Raw genomic sequence first — 27,000 nt, 5'->3', positions numbered from 1 at the left:
ATGGAAATAAGCAGGCAGGCTTACGCTGAGATGTACGGCCCCACGACGGGCGACCGGGTTCGACTCGGCGATACCGAACTGTGGATCAGCGTCGAGAAGGACTACACCCGCTACGGCGAGGAGGTGAAGTTCGGTGGTGGCAAGGTGATTCGCGACGGCATGGGCCAGAGCCAGCGTGGCAGAGCCGATACGCCGGACACCGTTATTACCAATGCGCTGATCCTCGACTGGTGGGGCATCGTCAAGGCCGATGTAGCGATCAAGGATGGTCTTATCCAGCATCTGGGCAAGGCCGGCAACCCGGACATTCAGCCGGGGGTGGATATTATCATCGGGCCGGGTACCGAAGTCATCGCCGGGGAGGGGATGATTCTCACCGCTGGCGGCATTGACGCGCACATCCACTTCATCTGCCCGCAGCAGGTCGAGGAAGCGCTGATGTCCGGCGTCACCACCATGCTCGGCGGTGGAACCGGCCCGGCGACCGGAACCAACGCCACGACCTGCACGCCGGGCGCCTGGCATATCGCACGCATGCTCGAGGCGGCCGAAGCCTTGCCCATGAACCTGGGCTTTCTCGGCAAGGGAAACGCCAGCCTGCCTGATGCGCTGGAAGAACAGATCGAAGCCGGTGCGATGGGGCTCAAACTGCATGAGGACTGGGGCACCACGCCGGCGGCCATCGACTGCTGCCTAAGCGTCGCTGATGCCTATGATGTGCAGGTGGCGATCCATACCGATACGCTGAACGAGTCCGGCTTCGTCGAGGATACCCTGGCTGCTATCAAGGGCCGCGTGATCCACACCTATCACACCGAAGGCGCCGGCGGTGGCCATGCGCCGGACATCATCAAGGCCTGCGGCGAGCCGAACGTCCTGCCGTCTTCGACCAACCCGACGCGGCCCTACACCATCAACACCGTCGATGAGCATCTGGACATGCTCATGGTCTGCCACCACCTGGATCCGTCGATAGCCGAAGACGTCGCCTTCGCCGATTCCCGCATCCGCCGCGAGACCATCGCCGCAGAGGATATCCTGCATGACTTGGGTGCCTTCTGCATGATCTCCTCGGACTCGCAGGCCATGGGCCGGGTCGGCGAGGTCATCACCCGCACCTGGCAGACCGCGCACAAGATGAAAGTGCAGCGCGGCGAGCTACCCGAGGACAACGACTGGTCGGACAACTACCGCGCGCGTCGCTACGTGGCCAAGTACACCATCAATCCGGCGATCACCATGGGCGTGGCGCACGTCGTCGGCTCGATCGAAGCCGGGAAGCTGGCCGATCTGGTCCTGTGGAAACCGGCGTTCTTCGGCGCCAAGCCGAGCCTGATCCTCAAAGGCGGCGCTATCGCCGCAGCGCCGATGGGCGATCCCAATGCATCAATCCCGACACCGCAACCGGTGCATTACCGCCCGATGTTCGGCGCCCTTGGCAAAGCGATGAACCACACCTGCATCACCTTCGTTTCCCAGGCTGCGCTGGAGGCGGGCATTGGCGAGCGGTTAGGGCTGTCACGTCGGCTCGAAGCCGTGCGCAACACCCGCAACATCGGCAAGACGGACATGAAACTCAACGACTACATGCCGCAGATCAGCGTCGATCCACAGACTTACGTGGTCGAGGCGGATGGTGTCGCGCTGCTGTGCGATCCGGCAGACGTGCTGCCCTTGGCGCAGCGTTACTTTTTATTCTGACTGGTTGAGGAGAGCTCATGCTCGAATGTCATCAATGGCTGGACGGGCCGGGACCGGCGCACCATGAGCTGGAGCTGACTTATGAACTACGCACCCGTAGCCGGTTGCGTACGCGCACACGCGAGGGCGTCGAGGTAGGTCTTTTTTTGCCGCGCGGGCGCGTCTTGCAGCACGGCGACCGGCTGCTCGCCAACGACGATACGGTCGTGGTCATCCACGCCGAACCCGAGCCGCTGTCTCGCGTGCTGTGCGACGACACGCTGCTGTTGGCGCGGGCCGCCTATCACCTGGGCAACCGGCATGTTGCGCTGGAAGTCCAGCCCGGTCAGCTGCGCTATCAGCGCGACCACGTACTGGAAGGCATGCTCAAGGGCCTGGGGCTGGATGTGGAAGACATCGTCGCACCGTTCAACCCAGAGCCTGGCGCTTATCACGGGCATACACACAGCGTAGCTACCCCGGCAGCACCCTTGCTGCGTCTCAACGGGCATACGCATGCCAGCCATTGAAACGTCCGATAACGCGTTGCTGCGCGTCCTGCAGCTGGCCAGCCCGGCCTTGCCGATCGGCGGCTACGCCTATTCGCAAGGGTTGGAATACGTCATTGAGCAAGGTTGGGTGAGCGATCTCGACTCGGCCGCCGACTGGCTCGAGGGTCTGGCGTCCCAGGGGTTGGCCCGGCTCGACGTACCGCTGTTGCTGCGCCAGTACACCGCATTGGAACAGGGCGACACCGATGCGCTGGCGCGATGGAACGACTGGCTGCTGGCCAGTCGCGAAACGGCCGAGCTGTATCTGGAAGACAGCCAGCAGGGCGGTGCATTGCTGCGTCTGTTGTGCTCCCTGGAATTGCCGGTCGCCCTGGACTGGCCCAAGGGCGAGCCAATAGCGCTGGCAACGGCGTTTGCCATGGCTGGCTGGTATTGGCAGACCGGAAGCCGGCAGCTGGCGCTTGGTGTGTTGTGGAGCTGGTTGGAAAACCAGACCGGTGCCGCGACCAAGCTGATTCCGCTGGGGCAGACCGACGCGCAACGTTTGCTCGACCGGCTGTTGCCCTGCCTGCCTGCGGTGGTGGACGCCGCGGCATTACTCGAAGACGACGATCTGGGTGCCGGTCTCCCCGGTCTGGCATTTGCCAGCGCCCGGCATGAAAACCAATACACAAGACTGTTTCGGTCATGAGGAGCAATACCATGAGTAGCAAACCCGCTCTGCGCGTAGGGATCGGCGGGCCGGTCGGCTCGGGCAAGACGGCCCTGGTTCGCATACTGTGCGAGCGCCTGTACCCGCATTACGACCTCGCGGTCATCACCAACGATATCTACACGCGGGAGGATGCCGACTTTCTGTTGCGCCACGAGGCGCTGCCGGCCGACCGGATTCTTGGGGTGGAAACCGGTGGCTGCCCGCATACGGCAATACGCGAAGATGCTTCGATGAACCTTGCCGCCGTAGCCGAATTGCAGGAGCGTTTCCCGGGCATGGAGCTGATCTTCGTTGAGAGCGGCGGGGACAATCTGGCCGCGACGTTCAGCCCCGAGCTTTCCGATCTCACCCTCTATGTGATCGATGTTTCCGCCGGTGACAAGATTCCGCGCAAGGGCGGGCCGGGCATCACCCGTTCCGACCTGCTGATCATCAACAAGACCGACCTGGCCCCGCTGGTGGGGGCCGACCTTGGCGTCATGGACCGCGACGCGAAGAAGATGCGCGGCGAACGGCCATTCGTGTTTTCCAATCTGAAAAGCGGGGCGGGTGTCGACGACATCATCGCCTTCCTTGTCAGTCAGGGCATGTTGCACGCCTTGCCCGCGCCGACCACTGCGACACAGGAGTCTGAGCATGAATAATGTGCTATCTCGTTCCATTGTTCTTGCTGTCCTGCTGGGTGCTCCAGCGCTGGCGCAGGCTCATTCAGGCCATGGCGACCTGGGTGGCCTGGCTTCGGGGCTGGCGCATCCGTTCGCCGGGCTGGATCATCTTCTTGCGATGTTGGCGGTAGGCCTGTGGGGCGCTCAGCTTGGCGGGCGTGCGCGGTGGGCGCTGCCGTTATTGTTCGTGGTATTCATGCTGATTGGCGCCGGGGCAGGGCTCGCCGGTGTGGCTATTCCGGGCGTCGAGCAGGGCATCGTGGCCTCGGTAATGGCATTGGGTATGTTGCTGCTCTGGGCGCGCCGCGTGGCGCTGCTGCCCGGTGCAGTGCTGGTCTCTACCTTTGCCGTGGTGCATGGCGTAGCACATGGCACCGAAATGCCTGTTGATGCGGGCATGTTGGGGTACATGCTGGGCTTCGCTCTCAGTACCGCAGTGCTTCACCTCGCAGGCGCGGGACTGGGGAGCCGGCGTACGGCTGGGCTGGCCCGGCTTATCGGCGCCGGCATCGCTCTGGCTGGGGTAGGGCTCGCGCTAGGCTGAATGCTACGCGCTCGCCGCCTCGCTCTTCGCCGTTTAGACTGTGATGGTCTGACGGCGAAGATGCCTTCCTCTTGTTCGGCGCCCAATCTGCCGATCGGTCCGATCTTCCGCACTCAGATGTACTCTGTCATGTCCCTCGCTTTCGCTTTTTGTTTTTCGCTGCACCAAGCGGAACGGGTATGGTCATAGTTCCAGGACGGCATAAAAAGAGGTGTACATGAGGGATGCACTGGATCGTGCGGTGGAAGCGGTCGATCAGGTTCTTTTCGGAAAGCGGCACACGGTACGACTCGCGGTGGCCTGCCTACTCGCCAAGGGCCATTTGCTTCTAGAGGACTTGCCCGGCATGGGCAAGACAACGCTGTCTCAGGCGCTGGCGCGAGTTCTGGGCCTGAGTCATCAGCGCATTCAGTTCACTAGCGATCTGCTGCCAGGCGACATATTGGGTACATCGGTATTCAACCGGGATACTGCCCAATTCGAGTTCCACCCCGGCCCGGTCTTTGCCGAACTGATTCTTGCCGACGAAATCAACCGCGCCACGCCCAAAAGCCAGAGCGCATTGCTCGAGGCGATGGAGGAAGGGCAGGTTACCGTCGACGGCGCGACCCGCGCCTTGCCGGATCCATTCTTCGTCATCGCGACCCAGAACCCGGTCTCGCAGAGCGGCACCTACGTACTTCCAGAGTCGCAACTCGACCGTTTTCTGATGCGCCTATCGCTCGGCTATCCTTCCGAGGTAGCGGAGAAGAGCCTGCTGCAGGGGGACGCGCGACGCGTTCGCCTGGACAGAATCGAACCGGCGTTGACCCGCGATCAACTGCACGCGCTTCAGGCGATGGTCCCGGACATTACGGCGACCGATGCAATCATCGATTACATCCTCAGGCTGGTTAACCGTACGCGGGAGGGGCAGGTCTGTGCCTGGGGGCTCTCGCCCCGTGCAAGCCTCGGTCTGCTGGCAGCCTCTCGCGCCTGGGCCATGCTGCAGCACCGTAGCTATGTCATTCCCGAGGATGTACAGGCGGTGCTACCGGCCGTGGTCAGTCATAGGTTGCGCGCCAGTGAGGATCCAGCCGGCCACGGCGGCGAAGGGTTGGCGCAATGGCTGCTCAACGAGGTATCGGCAGTGTGACGGCGCGTTCGTCTGCGCGCCCGCGTGGCGCATTCGCCCGCTGGTTGAACCGGCGGATCCCGGCGGCGAGCCAGGTGCGGCTCGATCATCGACGTATCTTCATTTTACCCAGTCGAGCCGGACTCGGCATGTTGCTGTTGCTGCTGATCATGCTGCTGGGTGCGATCAACTATCAGAACAGCCTGGTCTATGCGGTCACGTTCACCCTGGGCAGCCTGTTCTGGGTAGCCCTACACCATACGTACCGCAACCTCGCCAGTCTGCAGTTGCAGAGCAGCGGCAGCCGCTCCGTTTTCGCTGGCGAGGCCGCGCCCTTTGAATTGAAGTTGCGCGGCGGACGGCGCGAACACCAGTCGATCAGTCTCCGCTGGCGCGGTACGCCAGCGCAGCGCATCGATGTGCCGGGCAATGGCGAGATCGATGCCACCTTGTTTCACCCCACCCATCGTCGGGGCTGGTTCAGCCCCGGCCGCCTGCGCGTAGAGACCCGGTACCCGCTTGGCTGGTTCGTGGCGTGGAGCCTGGTGGACCTGAACTGGCAGGTGCTCGTCTATCCCAGACCGGTCGAGGCCGAACTGCCGAAACAGAGTCGTAACCGCGAAGGTGAAGGTGAGCAGCCGCGTGGTGAGGGCGTCGAGGATTTCCAGGGTCTCCGCGACTACCAGCCGGGCGACTCCAAGCGCCGTCTCGACTGGCGCGCCTGGTCCCGTGGCCAGGGGTTGCACAGCAAGGTTTTTGCCGAGCCATCCCATAGCAGTCTGTGGCTCAGTCTCGACGATGCGCCGGCCATGGACCTGGAAGGCCGGCTGGGCTGCCTGACCGGTTGGATCTTGCAGCTCGATCAGGCGGGGCAGCCTTTCGGGCTGATACTCGGCGGCACGCGCGTTGAACCGGGTCGGGGCGAGGCCCACCGCGACGCCTGCCTCAGAGCGGTGGCGTTATACCAGGAGGGTACATGAGCGCCGCGCTGATTCCCCGTAACAGTCTGGTGTGGCTCCTCACAGCGCAAGTGGTGGTGCTGGCGCCGCATCTGCCGCGTCTGCCGATATGGGTCGCTGTTCTCTGGCTGGTCTGTGCTCTGTGGCGGGTACAGATTCAACGCATGCGCTGGAACTATCCAGGCAAGTTGATAAAGGTACTGGCGCTGGTCACCACGTGTGCGGGTGTGTTCTCTGCACAGGGGACACTGATCGGGTTGGACGCGGCGGTGATGCTGCTGCTGTTGCTGTTCATGCTCAAGCTACTGGAGATGCGCACGCCGCGCGACGCCCTGGTGGTGATCTATCTGGGATTCTTCATTGTCGCGACCGCGTTCCTGTTCGACCAAGGGATCGTACTTGCGCTATATCAGTGCTTCTCGCTTCTGGTGCTGGTCGCCGCATTGGTCGGCCTGCAACAGACACCCGCGCGCAACGACCCGGCACGCGCGTTTCGCACCGGCGCGGTGATGTTGCTGCAGGCGATCCCGCTGATGCTCGTGTTGTTCCTGGTTTTTCCGCGAGTCGGGCCGTTGTGGGCGGTGAATACGCCCGGGCAGGACCGAATCGGATTAGCCGAAAGCATGGCGCCGGGGGACGTAGCGGAAGTGGCGCGCTCCGGCAATCTGGCGTTTCGCGCCAGCTTCATCGGCGAGATCCCACCGCACCCACAGCTTTACTGGAGGGCACTGACGCTCGGCCATTTCGACGGGCGTAGCTGGAGCCACTCGGGCTTCGCCTCCAGTGGGCCGGTCCCACCCTGGGAAGCCGCGGGCGAGCCGATTACCTACCAGGTGATGATTCCTCCGACCGGACAGGCCTGGGCATTCAGCCTCCGCGGCGCTACCAGCCTCGACGATCGCCTGGTGTTGACCCGCGACTTCATGCTCCAGGCGCGCCGACCGATCAGCCAGACGCTGTTCTATGCCGCCACGTCGTGGCGCCAAAGTCGGCTGGATCCGCAACGGCTGGATCCGCTGCAGCGCCGGGTGTACACCGGCCTGCCCGAGGGGTCGGACCCGAGGACGAGGGCCTGGGCTGCGTCACTGCGCGAACAGTACCCGGATGATCTGGAACTGGTTCAGGCGGTGCTGGCGCATTTCAACCGTGAACCCTATCACTACACGCTTCGCCCCGATCGGTTGGGCCGACATACCAACGACGAGTTTCTGTTCGATAAAAGACGCGGTTTCTGCGCGCACTTCGCCGGAGCCATGGCGTTCGTGCTGCGTGCTGCAGGCATCCCCGCGCGCATCGTGGCCGGTTATCAGGGTGGCGAGGTCAACCCGCGCGGCAACTATGTACTGGTGCACCAGTTTGACGCGCATGCCTGGGTAGAAGCCTGGATACCTGGCGAAGGCTGGATATCGGTCGACCCAACCTTTCAGGTTGCTCCCGAGCGCATCGAGCAGGGGATCCAGGACGCGATCATGGACGAGGGGACCTTTCTCGAGAACGCACCGCTTGCCAGCGCCCGTTACCGTAACATCGGCTGGGTCAACGACATCCGGCTGACCTGGGATGATGTGAACTATCAATGGCAGCTGAAAGTGCTCGGTTACGAAAGCGAGCGACAGCTGGAATTTTTCAAGCGCTGGCTGGGTACCACGGACTGGCAGCGCATCGGCATCTATGCGCTGGTTGCGATGCTGCTGGTGATGATACCGCTCGCGCTGTGGACGCTGCGCCCGCAACGGCACCGCCGCGACCCTCGTCGCGAGGCGTGGCTCCGGCTTAACCGGCGCCTGGCGCGGATCGGACTGCAGGCCGACAAGGCTGAAGGGCCCCGAGCCTGGGAGGCGCGACTGTCGGAGGCGCTACCTCGGCAACGCGATGAATTGGCTGCTTTCTTCGACGAGTACGTTCGGCTCACCTATGCGGGTGCAGCGGGAGCGGGCGGGCGTAGGCAATGGCGAGACTTTGAACGCCGTCTCAAGCGACTGCTACGTGCGATTCCAAGACGCACACAGGCGGTCGCCAACAGCCGATAGCGGATCAATGCTTGCCGGCGAAGCCGCCAGACCTATAATGATCCGCAACCGATACACGATCCTCCTCACGTCTAGCGGAGCAAGCATGCATCCCTTCAGCGCGACACGGCCGCCTCGGCTGGCCGTAGGTCTCGGCCTGGCCGGCCTGGTTCCCTTTGTCACGGGGGCGCTTGGCATGTGGGTCACGCCCGAGGCTTGGCGTGAACGCGTGCTGGAGGAGCTGATGGCTTACGCTGCCATCGTCCTGGCCTTCATGGGTGCAATTCACTGGGGCCTGGCGATGCGCGCCGATGAGCGTAGCGAGAAGGCCCCAGTGCAGCTCGGCCTGTCGATCATTCCGCCGCTGCTTGGCTGGGTCGCGCTCAGCCTGCCGGTCGATTTCGGGCTTCCGGTCATTTTCGTGGCGTTCGCGGCACTATACTTCGCCGACATATGGGCAGTTCGTCACGGGCTCGCGCCAGTGTGGTATCCCTCGCTACGCAAACCGCTCAGCATCGTGGTGGTGACCTGTCTGGGCATCGCCTGGCTTAGCACGGTCCAGGGCTTCTGAACCGAGCGCCGCCGCGCCGCTACTCGGCGGTCCTCAGGATACCCGACTGGGCTACCGCCTTGCCTATTTCGCTCAATGCCTGACCCGCTTCCTCGGCCGAAGCCGCGCCGCGCGTGCAGGCGGCGACGATCACGCCGTCCTGCTCGGTGTCGCCTCCGAGCATGCCGGTCGAAATGACGCCAGCATCGCATACCCGTCGAGGGAGGTCGCTACGCAAATGTGCATAGCTCGCCGAGTCAGGGAGGCTGCTGCCCAGTCGACCATGTCCGAGACGCATCATCGTCAGCAGGGCCTCGGTACTCTCCGGAGATAAGGCTTGGCCCGATTGCACCGTGGCCAACACGCCGGCGAAGCTGTCGAGCTGACCAGAATTGATGGGCGTGGCGTAGTACAGGGCGTAGGCGCTGGTAAGATCCGGCACCTTCAGATCCTGCTCGCCGATACCCAGCCGCTGCTGGAAAGCTTCGACCTGCGCATCCGCGTCTCCGGCCTTGCGTATCTCCAGAAAATCCGTAGCAGTAAGATCGAAGGCACCTCGATGCATGATGCCGAATACGTTGCGGTGCATTTCCAGCGGCCGCGTGATCGGACCCAGCTGTTCATAATCGCTGCCAGGCGGAAGGAGCTGCTGGGCGCGTTGATTCACCGCGTCGAGGCCGACGACACCGATAAGCACGTCTGCAGCGGTCTGGTCGCCGGTTCCGAGCATCTGTTCCAGGAGATAGCCGATGCTCAGCGAGGTGCCCGGCTGGTGCTGGCTGGTTTCCCCCGGGCCATCGACGATGCGCGCTTCTTCAAGTTCCACCGTATCGCTCAGGCTCAACTCGCGCTTATCGATACGGTCGAAGACTTCGACGGCAATCGGCACGCTCATGAGGGAGCCGAGATGCCAGCTCTCATTCGCATGCCAGGAGAGCGAGGCGCCATCGCCAAGCCGCTGGACGTACAGGCCCACTTCTCCCGGGAAATAGTTGTCGATCCGGGTTATTTCATCCTGCAGGGACTTCTGCCAGTCGGTGGCGGCCAGAGCGATGCATGGTAACAAGGTGAGGGTGGTGGTGAGCAGTGCGCGTCTCATGGTGTGTCCATCCGATCGTTGGATTCGCTGGGGTCGAACAGCGCCAGGGCTTCGCCGCATCTCACTTCGAACGGTCATACGACAGACATTCCTGCCCCGTAGCAGGCCGCTGCGGATAGTTGGCAGCGGTCAGGGTTCCTAGATTATGGCAGCGAAGCGCTGGCAAAGTTCGCTCCGGAATCTGCTGCGCTTTTGTAAAGCCCGCATGACGCGCGGGTTGTAGGCGAAGCGAGCCCGATGAGACGTGGATATGCCGCCCGAGTGCGGGTAGAATCGGCGGCTTTCCGAATTCACTGGGATGTACTCATGGGACGCGCCTACCAGAACCGCAAAGAATCCATGGCCAAGACGGCTGACGCCAAGACCAAGCTGTACAGCAAGTACGCTCGGGAGATCTATGTGAGCGCCAAGTCCGGGGGCGTGGATCCTACCGGCAACCTGACGTTACGCGGTCTCATAGAACGGGCGAAGAAGGACCAGGTGCCTGCTCACGTCATCGATAAGGCCATCGACAAAGCCAAGGGCGGCGGCGGGGAAGATTTTGCACTGGCGCGCTATGAGGGCTTCGGACCGGGCAACTGCATGGTCATCGTCGATTGTCTGACGGACAACCCGAACCGCACCATCGCCGATGTGCGCCACTGTTTCACCAAAACCAAATGCAAGCTCGGCGTAGCCGGCAGTGTCAGCCACATGTTCGACCATTGCGCGATCCTGGCCTTTACCGGCGATGATGAAGAGGCAGTGCTCGAGGCGTTGATGATGGCGGACGTTGACGTCACCGACATCGAAAACGAGAACGGTACGATCACGGTCTTCACGCCGCATACCGAATATGCCAAAGCCAAGCAGGCTCTGACCGATACCTTCGGCGACGTTGATTTTGCGGTCGATGAAGTGCAGTTCCTGCCGCAGACCATGACCGCCATAAGCGGGGAAGATGTCGACATGCTGGACAAGCTGTTGGACATGCTCAACGACGTCGACGACGTGCAGAACGTGTATCACAACGCCGAAGTCTGACCGACACACGCCCGCCTGGTGCGGGCGTGCTCACGGGCGCTACGCCTTTCGTACGAATTCCGATTTCAATTTCATCGCGCCGATGCCATCGATCCGGCAATCAATGTCATGGTCGCCGCCGACCAGGCGGATGTTCTTCACCTTGGTGCCGACCTTCACCACCAACGATGAACCCTTGACCTTCAGATCCTTGATCACGGTAACCGAATCACCGTCCGTGAGCGGCGTGCCGTTCGCATCCTTGATAACGGCATCTTCTTCGGTTTTTTCGGCGCTGGCGTCTGCTGCAGACCATTCATGGGCGCATTCCGGGCACACCAGGTTGGCGCCATCCTCATAAGTGAATTCGGAATGGCAGGCGGGGCAGGGTGGCAGGGTGCTCATTAGAATCCTTGGTCGCTGTACGTCGCCCGTCATGGGCGACTGAAGGCCGGGAATGGTGCCAGATCGTACGCCGGTACGTCCATGCACGCTCTATCGGCAAAACCCCATCCCGCTGGTATCCACGTGGAAATGATTTGCATGCGGCTGGTTGTAATCCGGCCCCAGTACGGTCCCGAAGTAGCCGCATGCGGCGTCATGCACGTCGCGAAGAAATGCAGCACGTGCCGGTGCGTCTTCGTCATCCCAGTGACGCAGCACGTTGGCCTCGGTCCCATCATCGAGTCGAAAGGCGGCGATGTCGAAGGCCGAGGCGGTCGCGTGCTGGCTGCGCCTTCCACTGGCCCGGTGATAGATATTGCGGCAGGCGAAACTGCCAAAATGCTCGATGCGTGCGACGCGAGTGCCGAAGTGCCCGAGCGCCAATGGTTGCAATTGCTGGCTCTCGAACATGACCCAGCGCACTGCGAGCGGGCAAGTGACCGTGAATGGTGCATTGAACGCAACATTGCTGCGGCGAATCCGCACCACGTTGCTCAATGGGCAACCGGTTACAGGTGTGTAATCGTCTAGCGGAAGGTAATCCAGCATTTCAGCGTCGGCTGATTGAAGGACATCGAGACACGCTGCGGGATCGTTCTTGAGCTGCGCCAGCTTCCAGTTGGTCACCGGGCTCATCGGATCGTCCAACGACAGCGGATGCCATGGGTTCCAGTGGGCTGGCACGGCCCGCCAGGGCTCGGAGAAATAAACAGCCGCGCAAAATAATGCGAAGGCTGACAGCCTCAACGTGAACCACCCGAATGCCTTCCATCGTTGCCTGTTCGCTTCCATCGGTCACCTGCGCGTTTCGCTAGGCCTGTTGACTACCAGCCCAGCAAAAAATGCCGGGGAATTTTCAACCGGGCTGGCCGTCAACTGAACAGACACTGACAGGAGACGCTATATGAACCGACAACGCGATGACCGCCCGGCCTCTGAACGCAAGATCGACCCGAGCGAAGTGGCCGCCGAGGTCGACGAACTGGAATTTCCTGACGAAGGGGTGATGGGACCAGTCGGTGAGCAGCCGTCCGAACAGGGTTTGCCGCCGGAGCGTGTCAACGAGGCGGGCCTGACCGAGGCCTCGTTCCCGGGTGGCGGGCCGACGATGGATGACGTGACTCCCGAAACTATCCTTCCCGATGATGGAGCCCGCTCGCCCAACGAGCCTGGCGCTGGCGAACCTACCGATCGTCAGCTCTCCGAGGCGAGCATTGACGAAATCGGAGCCCGGGGTGGCCTGGACGAGGCGGAGCTCGGTCGAGTGGATCCACTCGATGGCAAACGCTGGGACGGGGATGAGACCGAGCCGCTGGAGCCTGCTCCAACGGTCGATCGTGATTTCCCGGCCGACCAGAACGAGGAAGGAAAAACTGGCGGCGAATGACCGCCTGGCTGGCCCTAGCGCTCGCTCGGGCTGGCCGACTTGGGCTTGTAGGGCCCGTCGAATCTCGGAAGACCGTCTTCGATGGGCCACCAGTTCGCTTTGGACCCAAAAAAGAAGTGACCGATCGCCCGTGTTTCGAGCGGTTCGCTGATCAGACCCGCGCGAACACGTAGAACGCCTGGAAGGGCATTTTTTTTGCTGAACACCGGTGAACCGCACGTACGGCAGAATACCCTGTACTTGCCGGGCGACGACTCGTATTCACTAAGCACGTCCGAGCCAGCCAGAAGGGCGAAGCTGGCCTCGTCAACGGGGATATTGGTTGCGAAGGGCCCGCCCTGTGCCCGACGACACTGCGAGCAATGGCACACCTGAATAGGCTGGAGTTCCCCTTCGATACGAAAGCGCACGCTGGCGCAAAGACACTGTCCGTTGTACATCAATCCTGTTCCCTGTAACCAGTTTCGGGTTTGAACGCATCCGGTGGGCGCGGCACAAGCACTCGCACCCCTGGATCGGGCAAGCTGAGGCCCTTGATCTTGAACGATTCAACGATGCGCGAGCGAACGTTCGATGCTGTCAGTACGAAATCGTTGCGCCTCGAATCGGTCCAGAAACGTGCCTCCAGCTGCATGGCATTGCTCAGTTCGGTAATCCTCACCGCTGGTGCCGGGTCTGCGAGCACGCCTTCGGCCTTCAATGCCGCCTCCAGTATAGTCTCGACGACAGTCTTGAGGTCAGCGTCATATCCGACTGGAACGGCGACGCTGCCTCGCCTCACCGGGCTTTCGGTGTTGTTGGTGACCCGAGAGGTGAAGACCTCCCCGTTAGGGACCAGCACCGCGCGACCGTCATAGGTACGGATCTGCGTTGCGCGAAGCAAGATGCGCTCGACGCTGCCTTCGGTCGGACCGATTACGATCTGATCGTTTATCTCGAACGGCCGCATGAGCAGGATGAGAATCCCCGAGACAAAATTGGAAAGGATGTCCTTCAAGGCGAAACCGAGTGCGACGCCGGTCAGGCCGAGGCCGGTGGCAAGGGCCTGCGGATCGAATCCCAGCGCGCTGGTCGCAACGATGATGCCGATTGCCCAGATGGAATAGTAGCTGATCTGTTTGATCAGGTTTTCCACCGTCAGGTCCGAGGTAAGGCGCCGCAACACCAGCCGTGTCAGCCAGCGCACCGCCGAAGCTATACCCCAGAAAAGCAATACGACTAGGACGCCTGCCAGAAGCCTGGGGATCACCGTGACCGCAGTCTCCAGCATCCGCGCGAAGGCCGTCTGGACGCTGGCCTGGGTTTCGGTGCTGAAGCGTCGCCAGGCAGACGTGCGTCGCTCGCTGCCACGTTGCAGGGCCTCGTCTATGGTTTGTTTCCAGGTGCTCGCAAGTTGATCGATATCGGTCAGATGTTCGGCGGCATCCTCTGGGGTAATTTCTACCACCGGCCGGCCGGCCACGTTGAGCACGCGGCGCTCACCCTCGGTCGCGATAGTCACCGGACTGATATTCGCCGGGCTTTCCAGCAACCGGTTGAGGCGTCTTTCGATAGTGTCGGCGCGTTCGCGCGCGGCCTCTTGTGTTTCCGCGTCCACCTGAAACAGTGATCGCGCGTCGAGTCGGACGGTTGCTCTCCCGGTATCGGCAAGTGCCGTCACCGAAAACAGCAGAAGATACAGGCACAACAGTAAACGGCTGGTCATCGGTTCGTCAGTCCCGCTGCTACCCGTCACGGGTAGCAGTGTTGATGAAGGTTGCTATGTGGGACTGCGTACTGGCCGATTCGCTCCGCCGATCAGCGACTTGTCTGTTGCGCGGATGTTTCCGGCATCAGCGACGAGTGATGCGAAGTGATCAGCCACTGCTGGCCATCCCAGCGGTAGGTGTAGGTGTAGCGCGCCTCGGCAGTGCTCCCGGTACGGGCGAAGGTGAATGTGTACAGCCCAGAGTCGACGACGGTGTTACAGCCGAGCTCGACCGCTCGCAGCGTGATTTCCCCGCTTGGCTGGTTGCCCAGGAAGTGCTGGAAGTATTCGAGCTTTTCTTCCGGAGTGAAGCGTGGCTTGTCTGACAGAGTAGGGAGCAGAATCGAGTTCCTTGCATAGTTCGCCACGACCTTTTCAGGGTCACCGGTAAGCAAGGATCGGTTCCATCGGTCGAAAAGTTGCATAACGCCGTTCTCGTCGATGGGCTGGCATTGCTCGCTGCGCGCAGAGGGCGGAACGGACGGACTCTGTGCCGCGCAGCCGGCGAGTACGGCGCTTCCAATTAACACGACGATGGTGTTCTTCATGGTGACTCCTGCAGGCTGATTGTGCATTGCGGATGACCGAAGGACGCGCCCCCTGTTCACACTTGGCGACGAATAACCGCGTGTTTCGTGTAGCGATTCACACGACTTGCTTGCGAGCCGCTGGTGCCCGTTTGGCTGCGCTTCACTCCCCCGGCTCGCTTGAACTCGGGGCGGGCAGACACGTCGTAACTGTATGAGTTGACTGTATGTATCGGTAGTGCGCGAACCGACGTACGAACAAAAAGGGAGCCGCGTAACCCACGCGGATACGGCAGGAGCTGAAGCGTGTCTTTCACTGACTGACGAGGAGACTGCCATGAGCGACCCCATAACCCGAGAAACCTTGACTGATCTGGTCAAGCTCGAGGAGCAGATATGTCTGTCGGTGTATATGCCGACCCACCGAACCGTGCCGGAGCGGGATCAGGACCCGATCCGTTACAAGAACCTTCTCCGCGAACTGCGAGAAAAGCTGGCCGCGCAGCACCCCGATGCCGATCACGACGCCCTGCTGGAGCCATTCGAGACGTTGTTGGACGACCGGGATTTCTGGGTCTATCTGCGCGATGGGCTCGCCGTATTGGGAGGCGAGCATTTTTTCCGGGTATTCCCCCTGCAACGCCGCGTTCCCGAGATTGCCTCGGTGGACGTCCGTCCGTACCTGAAGCCGATGCTACGCGTCGCGCAGTCGGCCGACCGCTACCAGGTGCTGTGTCTGGCCCGTGATGATGTGCACTTGTTCGAGGGCAACCGCGATGTGCTTGACGAGGTACACATGGTGGACGAAGTGCCGCGAAACCAGAACGAAGCGCTTGGCTCGGATCTGACCGAGGCGACGCAGAGCGGTAATCCGGGAGGCTACAGCATGGCTTCCGAGCGCGGGGACCCGATGCAGCACGAGGCAGGTGGCAGCGGCAAGCAGGACGAGATCGATCTCGACCGCGACCGTTTCTTCCGTAAGGTCGATGCTGCGATCACCGAATACTACTCGAACCCGAGCAACCTGCCGCTGCTGCTCGTGGCGCTGCCTGAAAACCAGTCGGTGTTTCGCACCGTCACGCACAACCAGCATCTGACTGAAGAGGGCATAGACCTGGACCCGGCAGCGCTGGATCTTGAAGAACTGCGCAAGCGGAGCTGGGAGGTGATGTCGAAGAAGTATCGCGAGCGGCTGGATGGTATCGTCGACCGCTTCGGCGTGTCGCAGGGCCAGGGGCTGGCATCGGACAGTGTCAAGGACATTGGTCAGGCGGCGGTCGCCGGTCGCATTTCAACCCTGCTGGTTGAGGCCGAACGGGTGATTCCAGGTGAGCTGGATCAGGAAAGCGGCGAGGTACGCATGAGCTCAGCAACCGACCAGGGCTCGCATGACGTGCTCGACCAGCTGATTCCTCGGGTGCTGCAGAACGGCGGGGAAGTAATCGTCGTGCCGGCTGACCAGATGCCGGTCGAGACCGGCGCCGCCGCGGTCTATCGCTTCTAGTCGAACCGACCAAAGCCGGCGCGCTTGTTGCGCCGGCTCGGTCTTCCTCAGCGTCTGGCGAGATGCCGACTATTCAGTGGCATTTTCGCTCTCATCGATTGCTTCGTCTTCCTCGGAGCAGCCTGCGGAGTAGCTTCTCGCTGAGAACACCTCCGATAGTATTGTCTGCTCCAGAGCGCTGCGTTGCCCCGGTCTGGCTGGTAGCCGCACGACCAAATGTATTTCAGTCGCCGCAGGGACCTGGATGGTTACCCGTGGATCCACCGAAGGCACGGCCAACCCGCGCTGAGAACTCACCCGATTCATGTACCGACGTACTTGCTCAAGGTAGGGTTCGCATTGCCGCGTCGCGGCGTCCAGCAGTGCCTGACGTGCAGCCTGCCAATCATCATCCCGCTTGAACGGCACGGTGAATACGTGGAACTCATAATCATCGGTAAAGCTTTCATTGACGATCGGCTCGGAGACGAAGAGCGCATTGGGCAGCACGATGACTCGTCCGGTCCGTTGATGCATGGTTTTGCCTGGGCCAACCTCCAGGATCGTTGTCGCCAGCAAACTCTGGTCGATGACGTCTCCGCGAAAATCCTTCACCTGAATGCGGTCACCCAGATTGAACGAGCGTGAGCCGCTCTTGAGCAGTGATCCGGTCAGACAAAGGATCAGCTCTTTGGTAGCAACGACGAAGGCCACCGCGATCGCGACGATGGACAGTGCAAGCGTGCGCAGCTCGTCACCCCAGATGATCACCAGCCCCAGCAGCAGCAGGAGCAGGAAACCATTGCGCGAGTTGACCAACCACCTCCCTCGAAGCTCGGCAGACTGAACTGTCCGCCGGATGAATCGGGCCGTCACTGCTCGGAGGATGCCGATGGTGACCACCAGAATGAGGGAGTTGAGCAAAAGCCCCATCAGGCTGTCGGGTATCTGGACCGAGGGCGGCCAAACGAAATTGTCAAACATCTGAATTCCTGCTGCGCGTATGTGCTGCTCATGATCCTGCGCACGACGCAGCACGTCAACGCAACGCTGGCATCGATGATGCATAGCACTGACGGACAGCAACGAAGGGGCGGCACACAGCGATGCGCAAGGTCGGCATTATCAAGGAAATCTGGCGTTATCCGGTGAAAGGGATGGGTGGTGAGCGCGTCGAGACCTGCGGCCTCGACGCTATGGGCTTGTATGGCGACAGGCGGTGGGCGGTACGGGACCTGAACCGGGATGAGATACAAAGTTGCAAATTCCGCCCTCAGCTGCTGCGCTGCACGGCTCGCACGATGGCTGATTCTGATACGCCGCGTATCGAGTTTCCTGATGGAGAGACGGTGTGCTGCACTGACGCTAGCGTTGAGGAGCGACTCTCCGAGTTGCTTGGTCATGCTTCCCGGATCGAGGCGCTGCAGAGCAACGAAGGGCTGGATCGGTTTCGCCGCTACAAGTTGGGCGCAATCGGCTGGCTCGACGAACTGAAGGCCACGTTTGATCGGGAGCAGGGCGAGCCGCTACCAGACTTCTCGAACCTGCCCCAATCGGTAGCCGATTTCGTTTCGGTCCCTGGAACCTTCTTCCTGGTTGCCCCGGTGCACATCGTGACCACGGCCACGCTATCCCATCTGGAAAACGTGCAGCAGAACGCTGATTGGGACGCTAGACGGTTCAGACCTAACCTTGTGATCGAAACCTTGCCTGGCGAAGAAGGCCTGGCCGAACAGGATTGGATTGGCCAGACACTTCATATGGGCGAGGTGAAGCTGACGTGCATCGCAACCACGCCGCGCTGCGGTGCGATCACCCGAGCCCAGCGCGATTTCGGGGCGGATACACTGGTTCTGCGCACGGTTGTGAGGCATGCCGATCAAAATCTCGGCGTATACGGGCGCATGTCCGAGGCAGGGTCGTTGCATGCAGGGGTTGAGGTCTGGGTCGGCTAACCTGGCCGGCCAGCGCCAGGGCGGCCGATCTGCCTCCAGTTTGGTCCTTTACTGGTGGGATTCGAGTAATCGGGAAGCGGTCTTGCACACGTTTTCTGCACCTTGGTGGATCTCGTCCATGATCGCTGCCACCTCGTTGGTGCGCTGGCGCCCATCTTCGGCCGAACGGCTCACCGCATCGACACGGCTGGTCACGTTCTGGGTGAGATCCCGGTTGCGCTGCACGACGCTTGCAATTTCGGATGTCGATTTGCTTGTCCTTGCCGCTAGCTGACGCACTTCGTCCGCCACAACGGCGAAGCCGCGACCTTGTTCTCCGGCACGCGCCGCCTCGATAGCTGCGTTGAGCGCCAGGAGGTTGGTCTGCTCGGCAATAGCGCTGATCGTCGAAACGATGTCCTCGATGCTCTTGGATTGAACATTGAGCTGCTCGATGAGCAGGGTTGTCTCGCTGACCTGTTCGGATATCCGCGCCGAGGTTTCCACGGTCGCCTGTAGCGAGGTCATGCCTTGCAGAGCGATCTGCGCGGTTTCTTCCGACGTGCTGCTGGCGACCTCGGCGGCCTGGCGGATGGCGAGAGCTTGCTGCACGCGCTCGGTTATGTCGGTCGCGAACTTGATGACCTTGGTGGTTACGCCATGTTCGTCAATGATCGGGTTGTAGGTTGCCTCCAGCCAGATGGTTTCGCCACGGCTGTTGCGTCGTTCAAAGCGCCCGGACTTGAATTCACCATTGGCCAGCTCTTTCCAGAAGTGTGGATTGGTCTGGTTGAACCCGTCCGGACAGAACATCCGGTGGTGTTTGCCAATGATCTGGTCGCCGGAATAGCCCAACGTCTCGAGAAAGTTCTGGTTGGCCCGCACCACTTCACCGGTTGGTGTGAATTCGATCACCGCTAACGAGCGATGCAACGCCTCCACGACAGCTCGCTGCTCCAAGGCTGTGTTGTGCTGTTCCGTCACGTCGGAAGCGATTTTCAGTACCTTCACCACTCGCTGCGCTTCATCAAGGACAGGGAAGTACGTGGCTTCCAGCCATATCTGGCGGCCTCGTGCGTCACGGCGCGGAAAGGTCCCTGAGCGGGCTTTGCCGTTTGCGAGTTCGCTCCACAACTGACGATACGCTGGCAAAGCAGTCAGTTCTGGCGCACAAAGTTTGCGGTGATGTTTACCGCAGAGTTGGGCGAGAGAGTAGCCGGTGACCTGGAGGAAGAGGTCGTTGGCGTCGAGAATGACCCCGTCCGGCGAGAACTCGATGACTGCGACATGACGTCTGACCGCCGCCAGCAGAGCTCTGTCTCCGTCCAGCTCAAGCTTGGTGGCTTGTAACTCGGTCTTGATCCTGTGATTGAACATTACGAAGCGTTCCTGATTGATATCGCGGCGATAGACAATAGCCATCATTCAAGGTTCGTACAACCTTTGTAATGGATTGTTCATTCTTGATATCGGCGATGTACAGGTATTCTTCAGTCTTGCAGGGCTGCGATTTTTTAGAGGGACGACATGCTGGCGGAAAGAAAAACGCCAGCTCGGATCGCTCCTGAGCTGGCGCGGAAGAGCACTTGGGACCAGGCGATTTAGACCAGTCGAGCCCAGAGGTCGTATTCGTCGGCGTCGGTGATCACCACCGTGACGATCTCGCCTGGCTTAAGCGGCTCGTCAGTGTCGATATAAACCGCGCCGTCGATTTCCGGTGCATCGGCCATGGAACGGGCGATTGGGCCGTCCTCGTCCACTTCGTCGATCAACACCTCGAGCGTCTGGCCCACCTTGCGCTGCAGGCGCGCCGCACTGATCGCCTGCTGATGAGCCATGAAACGTTCCCAGCGGTCTTCTTTGACTTCTTCCGGTACCGGGGCCGCCATCTCGTTGGCCGGGGCGCCGTCCACCGCGGAATACTTGAAACAGCCCACGCGGTCGAGCTGTGCTTCGGTCAGCCAGTCGAGCAGGTACTGGAAATCATCTTCCGTCTCGCCGGGGAAGCCGACAATGAAGGTCGAGCGAATGGTCAGCTCCGGACAGATTTCGCGCCAGGACTTGATCCGCGCGAGCGTTTTGTCTTCAAACGCAGGGCGCTTCATCGCCTTGAGAACCTTGGGGCTCGCATGTTGGAAGGGGATGTCCAGGTACGGCAGGATTTTGCCCTCGGCCATCAGCGGGATCAGCTCGTCGACGTGCGGGTAGGGGTACACATAATGCAGGCGTACCCATACGCCAAGTTCACTGAGGGCTTCGCACATTTCCGTCATGCGCGATTTGACCGGTCGACCATTCCAGAAGCCGGTGCGGTACTTGATATCGACGCCATAGGCGCTGGTGTCCTGAGAGATCACCAACAACTCTTTCACGCCTGACTTCACCAGCCGTTCGGCTTCGCCGAGCACGTCGCCGATCGGACGGCTGACCAGTTTGCCGCGCATCGACGGGATGATGCAGAAGCTGCAGCTGTGATTGCAGCCTTCGGAAATTTTCAAATAAGCATAATGACGGGGCGTCAGCTTGATCCCCTGCGGGGGAACCAGATCGACCAGCGGATTGTGGTCGGCGCGCGGCGGGACCACTTCATGCACCGCATTCACGACCTGTTCGTACTGCTGCGGCCCGGTAACAGCCAGTACGTTGGGATGCACATCCCGGATCACGCTTTCTTCGACACCCATACAGCCGGTCACGATAACCCGGCCGTTCTCGGCTATTGCTTCGCCAATGGCGTCGAGCGACTCGGCCTTGGCGGAATCGATAAAACCACAAGTGTTGACCACCACCACATCAGCGTCCTGGTAGGTCGCAACGACCTGATACCCTTCAGTACGCAGCTGCGTGAGAATACGCTCGGAGTCGACCAATGCCTTGGGACAGCCGAGACTGACGAAGCCGACTTTAGGATTGGTCGACGGGAGTTTGGACATGAAAACCTCTGAGACAGACGCGGCGGTGGCGAAGACGGCGTATTCTATCCGCCACAGTGGCACCTTGCCAGACTCGGCGGCTGCCGTTGGTCCAATGCCTCTGTAACGGCACTGTTATGCCGACGAGCGGAGTTCTACTGAGTCAACAACGACCACAAACAAAAAGCCCCGCACAAGGCGGGGTTTTTTGATACTGCGTAGAGCTTAGACCTGAGCGACCGGGATGGACGCTGCGGCCTTCTGGTACGACTCGATTTCGTTGAAGTTCATGTAGCGATAGATATCACTGGACATGCTGTTGAGCTCGGCAGCGTAGCCCATGTATTCCTCAACGGTCGGCAGACGACCCAGTATCGACGCAACCGAAGCCAGCTCGGCAGAGGCCAGGTACACATCGGCGCCATCGCCCAGACGGTTCGGGAAGTTCCGCGTGGAGGTGGATACGACGGTGGACTTGGCAGCCACACGTGCCTGGTTACCCATGCACAGCGAGCAGCCTGGCATTTCCATGCGCGCACCAGCCTTGCCGTAGATGCCGTAGTAGCCTTCTTCGGTCAGCTGGAACTGGTCCATCTTGGTCGGCGGAGCCAGCCACAGACGGGTCGGCAGGGCGCCCTTGTTCTTCTCGAGCAGCTTGCCGGCCGCGCGGAAGTGACCGATGTTGGTCATGCACGAGCCGATGAACACTTCGTCGATCTTCTCACCAGCTACCTGGGACAGCAGACGCGCATCGTCCGGATCGTTCGGGGCGCAGAGAACAGGCTCTTTTACTTCGCTCAGATCGATCTCGATGATGGCAGCGTACTCGGCGTCCGCATCGGCCTTCATCAGCTTGGGATCGGCCAGCCATGCTTCCATGGCCTGGGCGCGACGCTCCAGGGTACGCGGATCCTGATAACCGTTGGCAATCATCCAGCGCAGCAGGACGATGTTGGACTTCAGGTACTCGGCAACGGACTCTTCGCTCAGGTTGATGGTACAACCAGCAGCAGAACGCTCAGCGGAGGCGTCGGACAGCTCGAATGCCTGCTCGGCAGTCAGGTGATCCAGACCTTCGATCTCGAGAATGCGGCCGGAGAAGATGTTCTTCTTGCCTTTCTTCTCGACAGTCAGGTGACCTTCCTGGATTGCGTAGTAGGGAATCGCATGGACCAGATCGCGCAGGGTGATACCGGGCTGCATTTCACCCTTGAAGCGCACCAGAACCGATTCCGGCATGTCCAGCGGCATGACGCCGGTGGCAGCGGCGAAGGCGACCAGGCCAGAACCGGCCGGGAACGAAATGCCCATCGGGAAACGGGTGTGCGAGTCGCCACCGGTGCCGACGGTGTCGGGCAGCAGCATGCGGTTCAACCAGCTGTGGATGATGCCGTCGCCCGGACGCAGGGCAACACCGCCGCGGTTGTGAATGAAGTCGGGCAGCGTGTGGTGCGTGGTGACGTCGATCGGCTTCGGGTAGGCCGCGGTGTGGCAGAACGACTGCATGACCAGATCTGCAGAGAAGCCCAGGCAAGCCAGGTCCTTCAGCTCGTCGCGGGTCATCGGGCCAGTGGTGTCCTGGGAGCCTACGGTGGTCATCTTCGGCTCGCAATACGTACCGGGCCGTACGCCCTCCACGCCACAAGCCTTGCCCACCATCTTCTGCGCCAGGGTGTAACCCTTCTTGGTATCGACCGGCTGCTCGGGCTTGCGGAACAGGTCCGAATGCGGCAGGCCCAGTTCGGCGCGTGCCTTGTCGGTCAGGCCGCGACCAATGATCAGCGGAATACGGCCGCCGGCGCGGACTTCGTCCAGCAGCACCTGAGTTTTCAGTTCGAACGTAGTGATGACGTCGTTGGTGCCGTGCTTGCACACCTTGCCTTCATAGACATAGACGTCGATGACGTCGCCAGTTTCCAGCTCGGAAACGTCAAATTCGATCGGCAGCGCGCCAGCATCTTCCATGGTGTTGTAGAAGATCGGAGCGATCTTGGATCCGAAGCAGAAACCGCCGGCGCGCTTGTTCGGCACGTACGGAATGTCATCGCCGAAGAACCACAGCACGGAGTTGGTAGCGGATTTGCGCGAGGAACCAGTGCCGACCACGTCACCGACGTAGGCAACCGGGAAACCTTTGGCCCGAACTTCTTCGATCTGCTTCAGCGGACCGATGGCGCCTTGCTCGTCCGGCACGATACCGTCACGCGCCATCTTCAACATGGCCAGGGCGTGCAATGGAATGTCGGGACGTGACCAGGCATCAGGCGCGGGCGACAGGTCGTCGGTATTGGTTTCGCCAGGCACCTTGAATACGGTCAGACTCAGCTTTTCCGGAACAGCCGGGCGGTTGACGAACCATTCACCATCGGCCCAGGACTGCACGACAGCCTTGGCGTGCGGGTTGCCGTTCTTGCCGCGGTCTGCGACGTCATGGAAGGCATCGAACATCAGCAGCGTGTGCTTGAGCTCGACCGCAGCGAAGGGGGCCAGCGTTTCGTCGTCAAGCAGTTCGACCAGAGTGGCGATGTTGTAGCCGCCCTGCATGGTGCCGAGCAGTTCGACGGCGCGCTGCCGGGTCAGCAGCGGTGAGGTGGCTTCGCCTTTGGCAACGGCAGACAGGAAGCCGGCCTTTACGTAGGCTGCTTCGTCCACTCCCGGAGGAACGCGGTTGGTCAGCAGGTCGAGCAGGAAATCTTCTTCGCCAGCGGGCGGGTTCTTCAGCAGATCAACCAGACCGGCAGTTTGTTCGGCGTTCAGCGGCTGAGGCACGATGCCCTGGGCGGCGCGCTCTTCAACGTGTTTGCGATAGGCTTCAAGCACAGTAATACCCTCATCAGTCTGTTCCGTTTGTGACGGAACGGTCATCCTCACGGACCATGGCGCCGGATATGAGGTTGGGTGCAAGCGCAAGCCCGAATCTGGTGGGGGGCAACCTGGGTAACTGGGTACGCAGATACGAATGGGGTTGCGGGCAAACGCCTGTCACACAGCCCTAACGGCGCGCCGATTCTACAGTAAGCGCCTGGCAAAGTTAAGTTGCAGGGCTCTATGACCTTGGTAGCAAACTGATTGACACGGTTCGACTCGGAACAGGGAGGACCGGCAGCGATCTATATGGCCGCTGCCAGAACGGCCTATTTCTCCAGAATCTCTTCCAGACGCGCAAGCATGTCGTCAGGCTTGAGTACGAGCACGTCGCTGCCGAGCTGATCGAGCACAACTTCCGCGGTGTTACCGATGAGTGCTCCGGAAAGGCCGGTGCGGGCGACGGTGCCGATCACGGTTACGCTGGCACCGGTCTGCCGAGCAACGCGCGGAATCAACGTGTCAGCCGGCCCTTCGTCAATATGCACCTGCGACTCGGACATGTTGTACAGATCGATGTACTTATGTGCCTCGTCGACGTAACGCGCAGCGATACGTTCGCGCAGCTGATATACCGGGTCGGCGGCCGACAGCATGGGCGCCGGATGAGCGCTGACCAGATGCAGCGTACCGTTGATCATTTCGGTGATATCCGCAGCATGACTGACGATTGTGTCGTGCAGTACGTGATTTTGATCGTCATGGTTGCCAAGATCGACGGCGGCCAGCACCGCCCCGTGCATCCAGGATTCGGTGCTGCGAACCAGTAGTACCGGCGCCGGACAGTAGCGCAACAGCTTCCAGTCGTCCGGAGTGAGCAGGGCCTTGCGGAGCGGGTTGTCCGGTAGATGTTGCTTGATTACAAGTCCGCACCCCTCGCAGCGCTGCGCATGAATGATGGTATCGGTAAGATTGCCGTGCCACTGCTGCGAATAAGTGACACGCCGGCCATCGGCCTCGAGCTCGCTGGCGAGCTTCTGAAGCATGGGTTTGTAATCGTCACGGTTCTCACATATCAATAAATGCAGGTCCGATTCGATCACGCCTGCGATCAGTCGCGCCCGCGTCAGCGCCATCTGTTCGGTTTGGGTGGGGTCGATGACGACCAGAATTCGTTTGACGGCTTGCATGGCGATCTCCCTCTGATGCGTTGCTTTCTTCTATGCCTCACCAGAATGTAGTCGGTTTTCCAGCGCAGACCGTTGATGTGGATCAAACCGGGGTGCCCCGTTGCCTGTGGTGCCGATATAATCACGACATTCCGCCGGTCCATCTCCGAGTGTCCAATGACCCTACCTAGCGAACTTCTTGCCTTTCTGCACGGCGAAACGCCCGATGCCTGGATAAGCCAGGCCATGGAGCATCCGCACGAGCTCCTGATCGACCATGCCAACTGCGAGAAGAAGGCCGCATCCACGGCACTGAACCTGATGTTTCGCTATACCGACAAGCCTGAGCTGCTGCAGAAGATGTCGCGCCTGGCGCGCGAAGAGCTGCGCCACTTTGAACAGGTCACGGCAATCATGCAGAAGCGCGGGATTGCGTACCGCAACTTGTCTGCCAGTCAGTACGCGCAGCGTCTCAGGGAGCACGTACGCACGACCGAGCCGGGCAGGCTGGTCGATACCTTGATCGTCGGCGCTTTCATCGAAGCGCGTTCCTGTGAGCGATTCGCCAAGCTCGCCCCGCATCTCGACGAGCAGCTCGGGGACTTCTACCGCTCGCTGCTCAAGTCCGAAGCGCGGCACTATCAGGACTATCTCAAGCTGGCGCGTCAGTATGCCGATGGCCCCATCGATGATCGCATCGAGTTTTTCGGCAGAGCCGAAGCTCTGGCAATCATCCAGCCGGATAGCGAGTTTCGCTTCCATAGTGGCGCGGCCGTGGAAGTGGTCTGATCCGGCTGAGTGGTTATACTGCCGTGCAGCGGTTGGCAGTCATGCCGCAGCGAACGATGCCAATAAACAGAAAAGAGGAGGGCGCGATGCGCTGGGCAGGATGGGCGGTCGGTGGTTTGATCTGGACGTTGTCTGCGACGGCTGCGGCCTCGGGACCCTGCGAACGCATCGTGGTGACCGGTGATCCGCGGTATCCACCGGTGCTCTGGGCGGATCCCGAGGAGCCTTCCCGGCTCACGGGGGCCGCGGTCGAGTTGCTCGAGCGCGCCCTCGAAGGCAGCGGCGTGAAGGTAGAAACGCTGAATGTAGAGTCGTACGCGGCGGCGCAGGAAGAAGTGCGCAGTGGCCGCATCGACATGCTGGCCGGCGCTTTTCTGACTCCCGAACGGCTCGGGTATATGGATTACGTGCACCCGGCCTACATGGAGGTACCCAGTGTGCTGTTTGTCAAACGCGGGGAATCCTTCGCTTACAGCGGCTGGGATGATCTTCGCGACAAGCGGGGAAGCACGCTGGCCAATACAAGTTTTGGCACGGCCTTCGATACCTACGCGCGCGAGCATCTGAATATTCAGCAAGCGGAATCGATCGAGCAGGCTTTCCGTCAGTTGCTCAATGGTCGTGTCGACTATGTCGTGTTTCAGCGCCACCAGGGGCAGGCATTGGCAGAACAATTGGGATTCTCTGAACAGCTCGACATGCTTGACGGCTCGGTGATCAACGAGCAGCTGTATTTCACCATCTCGCATAACTCCGCCTGCAATTCGCCCGAGCTCCGTGGCGCGCTTGCGCAGGGGATGCATCGCCTGAGCCAGGAGGGCGAGCCGCGGCGACTCTTCGAGAAGTACCGTGATCAATGGGCAGGGCGATTCGACGTTGCGCGTCCAGAGGCCGGGGCCGAAGTGGCCGACTGAAGGAACAGTCTGTTCATCAGCGCATCTGGACCTTAACAGT

The 27,000-nt window shown here is 61.0% G+C and carries 26 protein-coding genes; 15 read left to right on the top strand and 11 right to left on the bottom strand.

Features of this window, described 5'->3' with window-relative positions; genetic code table 11:
• From ureC to BLT85_RS06675, 9 genes are all read left to right on the top strand, one after another.
• On the top strand, positions 1-1,701 hold the full coding sequence (ureC, locus tag BLT85_RS06715; RefSeq protein ID WP_093392444.1) for an urease subunit alpha: 1,701 nt from the start codon (positions 1-3) through the stop codon (positions 1,699-1,701).
• A gap of 17 nt (positions 1,702-1,718) precedes the next feature.
• On the top strand, positions 1,719-2,210 hold the full coding sequence (gene ureE, locus BLT85_RS06710; protein WP_093392441.1) for an urease accessory protein UreE: 492 nt from the start codon (positions 1,719-1,721) through the stop codon (positions 2,208-2,210).
• On the top strand, positions 2,197-2,883 hold the full coding sequence (locus tag BLT85_RS06705) for an urease accessory protein UreF (RefSeq protein ID WP_093392439.1): 687 nt from the start codon (positions 2,197-2,199) through the stop codon (positions 2,881-2,883). Before ureE ends, BLT85_RS06705 begins: the two co-directional genes overlap by 14 nt.
• Positions 2,884-2,894: 11 nt before the next feature.
• Entirely contained in the window at positions 2,895-3,551 is a 657-nt protein-coding gene (gene ureG, locus BLT85_RS06700; protein ID WP_093392436.1) for an urease accessory protein UreG, read from the top strand.
• Positions 3,544-4,116 (top strand): HupE/UreJ family protein, encoded by a 573-nt coding sequence (locus BLT85_RS06695; protein WP_093392433.1) that lies wholly within the window; start codon positions 3,544-3,546, stop codon positions 4,114-4,116. The genes ureG and BLT85_RS06695 overlap by 8 nt, the downstream gene beginning before the upstream one ends.
• Positions 4,117-4,333: 217 nt before the next feature.
• The gene (locus BLT85_RS06690) at positions 4,334-5,251 is read left to right on the top strand and encodes an AAA family ATPase (protein WP_093392430.1); all 918 of its coding nucleotides are present in this window, start codon (positions 4,334-4,336) and stop codon (positions 5,249-5,251) included.
• Positions 5,221-6,210: a DUF58 domain-containing protein gene (locus BLT85_RS06685; RefSeq protein ID WP_093392427.1), complete on the top strand. Its 990-nt coding sequence runs from the start codon at positions 5,221-5,223 to the stop codon at positions 6,208-6,210. The genes BLT85_RS06690 and BLT85_RS06685 overlap by 31 nt, the downstream gene beginning before the upstream one ends.
• The gene (locus BLT85_RS06680) at positions 6,207-8,219 is read left to right on the top strand and encodes a transglutaminase TgpA family protein (RefSeq protein ID WP_093392424.1); all 2,013 of its coding nucleotides are present in this window, start codon (positions 6,207-6,209) and stop codon (positions 8,217-8,219) included. Before BLT85_RS06685 ends, BLT85_RS06680 begins: the two co-directional genes overlap by 4 nt.
• A gap of 85 nt (positions 8,220-8,304) precedes the next feature.
• Complete coding sequence (locus BLT85_RS06675) at positions 8,305-8,769, top strand: DUF3429 domain-containing protein (protein ID WP_093392423.1); 465 nt, start codon at positions 8,305-8,307, stop codon at positions 8,767-8,769.
• 19 nt (positions 8,770-8,788) lie between these two features.
• On the opposite strand, the gene BLT85_RS06670 is transcribed toward BLT85_RS06675, so the two are convergent.
• Positions 8,789-9,847: a serine hydrolase gene (locus tag BLT85_RS06670; protein ID WP_157718142.1), complete on the bottom strand. Its 1,059-nt coding sequence runs from the start codon at positions 9,845-9,847 to the stop codon at positions 8,789-8,791.
• Between the two features lie 306 nt (positions 9,848-10,153).
• Between BLT85_RS06670 and BLT85_RS06665 the strand changes: the two genes are divergently transcribed.
• Positions 10,154-10,870, top strand: a complete 717-nt coding sequence (locus tag BLT85_RS06665) for a YebC/PmpR family DNA-binding transcriptional regulator (protein ID WP_093392421.1) — start codon at positions 10,154-10,156, stop codon at positions 10,868-10,870.
• A 39-nt stretch (positions 10,871-10,909) separates the two neighbouring features.
• Here the strand turns inward: BLT85_RS06665 and BLT85_RS06660 are convergent, their stop codons facing one another.
• Positions 10,910-11,254, bottom strand: coding sequence for a zinc ribbon domain-containing protein YjdM (locus BLT85_RS06660; protein WP_093392420.1), 345 nt, complete (start codon positions 11,252-11,254; stop codon positions 10,910-10,912).
• A 90-nt stretch (positions 11,255-11,344) separates the two neighbouring features.
• Positions 11,345-11,977, bottom strand: coding sequence for an extensin-like domain-containing protein (locus tag BLT85_RS06655; RefSeq protein WP_231701550.1), 633 nt, complete (start codon positions 11,975-11,977; stop codon positions 11,345-11,347).
• Between the two features lie 220 nt (positions 11,978-12,197).
• On the opposite strand from BLT85_RS06655, the gene BLT85_RS06650 reads away from it, so the two are divergent.
• Positions 12,198-12,680: a hypothetical protein gene (locus BLT85_RS06650; protein WP_093392418.1), complete on the top strand. Its 483-nt coding sequence runs from the start codon at positions 12,198-12,200 to the stop codon at positions 12,678-12,680.
• Positions 12,681-12,694: 14 nt separating this feature from the next.
• On the opposite strand, the gene BLT85_RS06645 is transcribed toward BLT85_RS06650, so the two are convergent.
• The 3 genes from BLT85_RS06645 to BLT85_RS06635 form a co-directional block, all read right to left on the bottom strand.
• Positions 12,695-13,120 (bottom strand): GFA family protein, encoded by a 426-nt coding sequence (locus BLT85_RS06645; protein WP_093392417.1) that lies wholly within the window; start codon positions 13,118-13,120, stop codon positions 12,695-12,697.
• Complete coding sequence (locus BLT85_RS06640; RefSeq protein ID WP_093392416.1) at positions 13,120-14,385, bottom strand: mechanosensitive ion channel family protein; 1,266 nt, start codon at positions 14,383-14,385, stop codon at positions 13,120-13,122. The genes BLT85_RS06645 and BLT85_RS06640 overlap by 1 nt, the downstream gene beginning before the upstream one ends.
• Before the next feature lie 92 nt (positions 14,386-14,477).
• Positions 14,478-14,975: a DUF4440 domain-containing protein gene (locus BLT85_RS06635; protein ID WP_093392415.1), complete on the bottom strand. Its 498-nt coding sequence runs from the start codon at positions 14,973-14,975 to the stop codon at positions 14,478-14,480.
• Between the two features lie 316 nt (positions 14,976-15,291).
• On the opposite strand from BLT85_RS06635, the gene BLT85_RS06630 reads away from it, so the two are divergent.
• The gene (locus BLT85_RS06630) at positions 15,292-16,458 is read left to right on the top strand and encodes a baeRF3 domain-containing protein (RefSeq protein WP_093392414.1); all 1,167 of its coding nucleotides are present in this window, start codon (positions 15,292-15,294) and stop codon (positions 16,456-16,458) included.
• A gap of 69 nt (positions 16,459-16,527) precedes the next feature.
• Here BLT85_RS06630 and BLT85_RS06625 read toward each other — a convergent pair whose 3' ends face one another.
• A complete protein-coding gene (locus BLT85_RS06625) occupies positions 16,528-17,421 on the bottom strand; it encodes a mechanosensitive ion channel domain-containing protein (RefSeq protein ID WP_093392413.1) in 894 nt (297 codons plus the stop codon).
• Positions 17,422-17,543: 122 nt separating this feature from the next.
• Here BLT85_RS06625 and BLT85_RS06620 point away from each other — a divergent pair, with 122 nt between their 5' ends.
• Positions 17,544-18,392, top strand: a complete 849-nt coding sequence (locus BLT85_RS06620; protein WP_093392412.1) for an MOSC domain-containing protein — start codon at positions 17,544-17,546, stop codon at positions 18,390-18,392.
• Between the two features lie 48 nt (positions 18,393-18,440).
• On the opposite strand, the gene BLT85_RS16950 is transcribed toward BLT85_RS06620, so the two are convergent.
• From BLT85_RS16950 to BLT85_RS06600, 4 genes are all read right to left on the bottom strand, one after another.
• Complete coding sequence (locus tag BLT85_RS16950) at positions 18,441-19,796, bottom strand: methyl-accepting chemotaxis protein (protein WP_197673876.1); 1,356 nt, start codon at positions 19,794-19,796, stop codon at positions 18,441-18,443.
• Positions 19,797-19,972: 176 nt separating this feature from the next.
• The gene (gene rimO / locus BLT85_RS06610; RefSeq protein ID WP_093392411.1) at positions 19,973-21,304 is read right to left on the bottom strand and encodes a 30S ribosomal protein S12 methylthiotransferase RimO; all 1,332 of its coding nucleotides are present in this window, start codon (positions 21,302-21,304) and stop codon (positions 19,973-19,975) included.
• 204 nt (positions 21,305-21,508) lie between these two features.
• Positions 21,509-24,103: a bifunctional aconitate hydratase 2/2-methylisocitrate dehydratase gene (acnB, locus tag BLT85_RS06605; RefSeq protein ID WP_093392410.1), complete on the bottom strand. Its 2,595-nt coding sequence runs from the start codon at positions 24,101-24,103 to the stop codon at positions 21,509-21,511.
• Between the two features lie 314 nt (positions 24,104-24,417).
• Complete coding sequence (locus BLT85_RS06600; protein ID WP_093392409.1) at positions 24,418-25,278, bottom strand: universal stress protein; 861 nt, start codon at positions 25,276-25,278, stop codon at positions 24,418-24,420.
• A gap of 156 nt (positions 25,279-25,434) precedes the next feature.
• On the opposite strand from BLT85_RS06600, the gene miaE reads away from it, so the two are divergent.
• Positions 25,435-26,046 (top strand): tRNA-(ms[2]io[6]A)-hydroxylase, encoded by a 612-nt coding sequence (miaE, locus tag BLT85_RS06595; RefSeq protein WP_093392408.1) that lies wholly within the window; start codon positions 25,435-25,437, stop codon positions 26,044-26,046.
• Between the two features lie 86 nt (positions 26,047-26,132).
• Positions 26,133-26,960: a substrate-binding periplasmic protein gene (locus BLT85_RS06590; protein ID WP_157718141.1), complete on the top strand. Its 828-nt coding sequence runs from the start codon at positions 26,133-26,135 to the stop codon at positions 26,958-26,960.
• Positions 26,961-27,000 lie beyond the last annotated feature (40 nt).

The sequence above is a fragment of the Halopseudomonas xinjiangensis genome, from assembly GCF_900104945.1.
GTDB classification, from domain to species: domain Bacteria; phylum Pseudomonadota; class Gammaproteobacteria; order Pseudomonadales; family Pseudomonadaceae; genus Halopseudomonas; species Halopseudomonas xinjiangensis.
Note: the sequence above shows the minus strand (reverse complement) of the source record. Positions and strands in the feature narration are given on the sequence as shown.

Bases quoted from the DNA above. Each gene is read 5' to 3' on its own strand.
- ureC (WP_093392444.1), top strand. From the start codon at position 1: ATGGAAATAAGCAGGCAGGCTTACGCTGAGATGTACGGCCCCACGACG.
- ureE (WP_093392441.1), top strand. From the start codon at position 1,719: ATGCTCGAATGTCATCAATGGCTGGACGGGCCGGGACCGGCGCACCAT.
- BLT85_RS06705 (WP_093392439.1), top strand. From the start codon at position 2,197: ATGCCAGCCATTGAAACGTCCGATAACGCGTTGCTGCGCGTCCTGCAG.
- ureG (WP_093392436.1), top strand. From the start codon at position 2,895: ATGAGTAGCAAACCCGCTCTGCGCGTAGGGATCGGCGGGCCGGTCGGC.
- BLT85_RS06695 (WP_093392433.1), top strand. From the start codon at position 3,544: ATGAATAATGTGCTATCTCGTTCCATTGTTCTTGCTGTCCTGCTGGGT.
- BLT85_RS06690 (WP_093392430.1), top strand. From the start codon at position 4,334: ATGAGGGATGCACTGGATCGTGCGGTGGAAGCGGTCGATCAGGTTCTT.
- BLT85_RS06685 (WP_093392427.1), top strand. From the start codon at position 5,221: ATGGCTGCTCAACGAGGTATCGGCAGTGTGACGGCGCGTTCGTCTGCG.
- BLT85_RS06680 (WP_093392424.1), top strand. From the start codon at position 6,207: ATGAGCGCCGCGCTGATTCCCCGTAACAGTCTGGTGTGGCTCCTCACA.
- BLT85_RS06675 (WP_093392423.1), top strand. From the start codon at position 8,305: ATGCATCCCTTCAGCGCGACACGGCCGCCTCGGCTGGCCGTAGGTCTC.
- BLT85_RS06670 (WP_157718142.1), bottom strand. From the start codon at position 9,847: ATGAGACGCGCACTGCTCACCACCACCCTCACCTTGTTACCATGCATC.
- BLT85_RS06665 (WP_093392421.1), top strand. From the start codon at position 10,154: ATGGGACGCGCCTACCAGAACCGCAAAGAATCCATGGCCAAGACGGCT.
- BLT85_RS06660 (WP_093392420.1), bottom strand. From the start codon at position 11,254: ATGAGCACCCTGCCACCCTGCCCCGCCTGCCATTCCGAATTCACTTAT.
- BLT85_RS06650 (WP_093392418.1), top strand. From the start codon at position 12,198: ATGAACCGACAACGCGATGACCGCCCGGCCTCTGAACGCAAGATCGAC.
- BLT85_RS06645 (WP_093392417.1), bottom strand. From the start codon at position 13,120: ATGTACAACGGACAGTGTCTTTGCGCCAGCGTGCGCTTTCGTATCGAA.
- BLT85_RS06640 (WP_093392416.1), bottom strand. From the start codon at position 14,385: ATGACCAGCCGTTTACTGTTGTGCCTGTATCTTCTGCTGTTTTCGGTG.
- BLT85_RS06635 (WP_093392415.1), bottom strand. From the start codon at position 14,975: ATGAAGAACACCATCGTCGTGTTAATTGGAAGCGCCGTACTCGCCGGC.
- BLT85_RS06630 (WP_093392414.1), top strand. From the start codon at position 15,292: ATGAGCGACCCCATAACCCGAGAAACCTTGACTGATCTGGTCAAGCTC.
- BLT85_RS06625 (WP_093392413.1), bottom strand. From the start codon at position 17,421: ATGTTTGACAATTTCGTTTGGCCGCCCTCGGTCCAGATACCCGACAGC.
- BLT85_RS06620 (WP_093392412.1), top strand. From the start codon at position 17,544: ATGCGCAAGGTCGGCATTATCAAGGAAATCTGGCGTTATCCGGTGAAA.
- BLT85_RS16950 (WP_197673876.1), bottom strand. From the start codon at position 19,796: ATGATGGCTATTGTCTATCGCCGCGATATCAATCAGGAACGCTTCGTA.
- rimO (WP_093392411.1), bottom strand. From the start codon at position 21,304: ATGTCCAAACTCCCGTCGACCAATCCTAAAGTCGGCTTCGTCAGTCTC.
- BLT85_RS06600 (WP_093392409.1), bottom strand. From the start codon at position 25,278: ATGCAAGCCGTCAAACGAATTCTGGTCGTCATCGACCCCACCCAAACC.
- miaE (WP_093392408.1), top strand. From the start codon at position 25,435: ATGACCCTACCTAGCGAACTTCTTGCCTTTCTGCACGGCGAAACGCCC.
- BLT85_RS06590 (WP_157718141.1), top strand. From the start codon at position 26,133: ATGCGCTGGGCAGGATGGGCGGTCGGTGGTTTGATCTGGACGTTGTCT.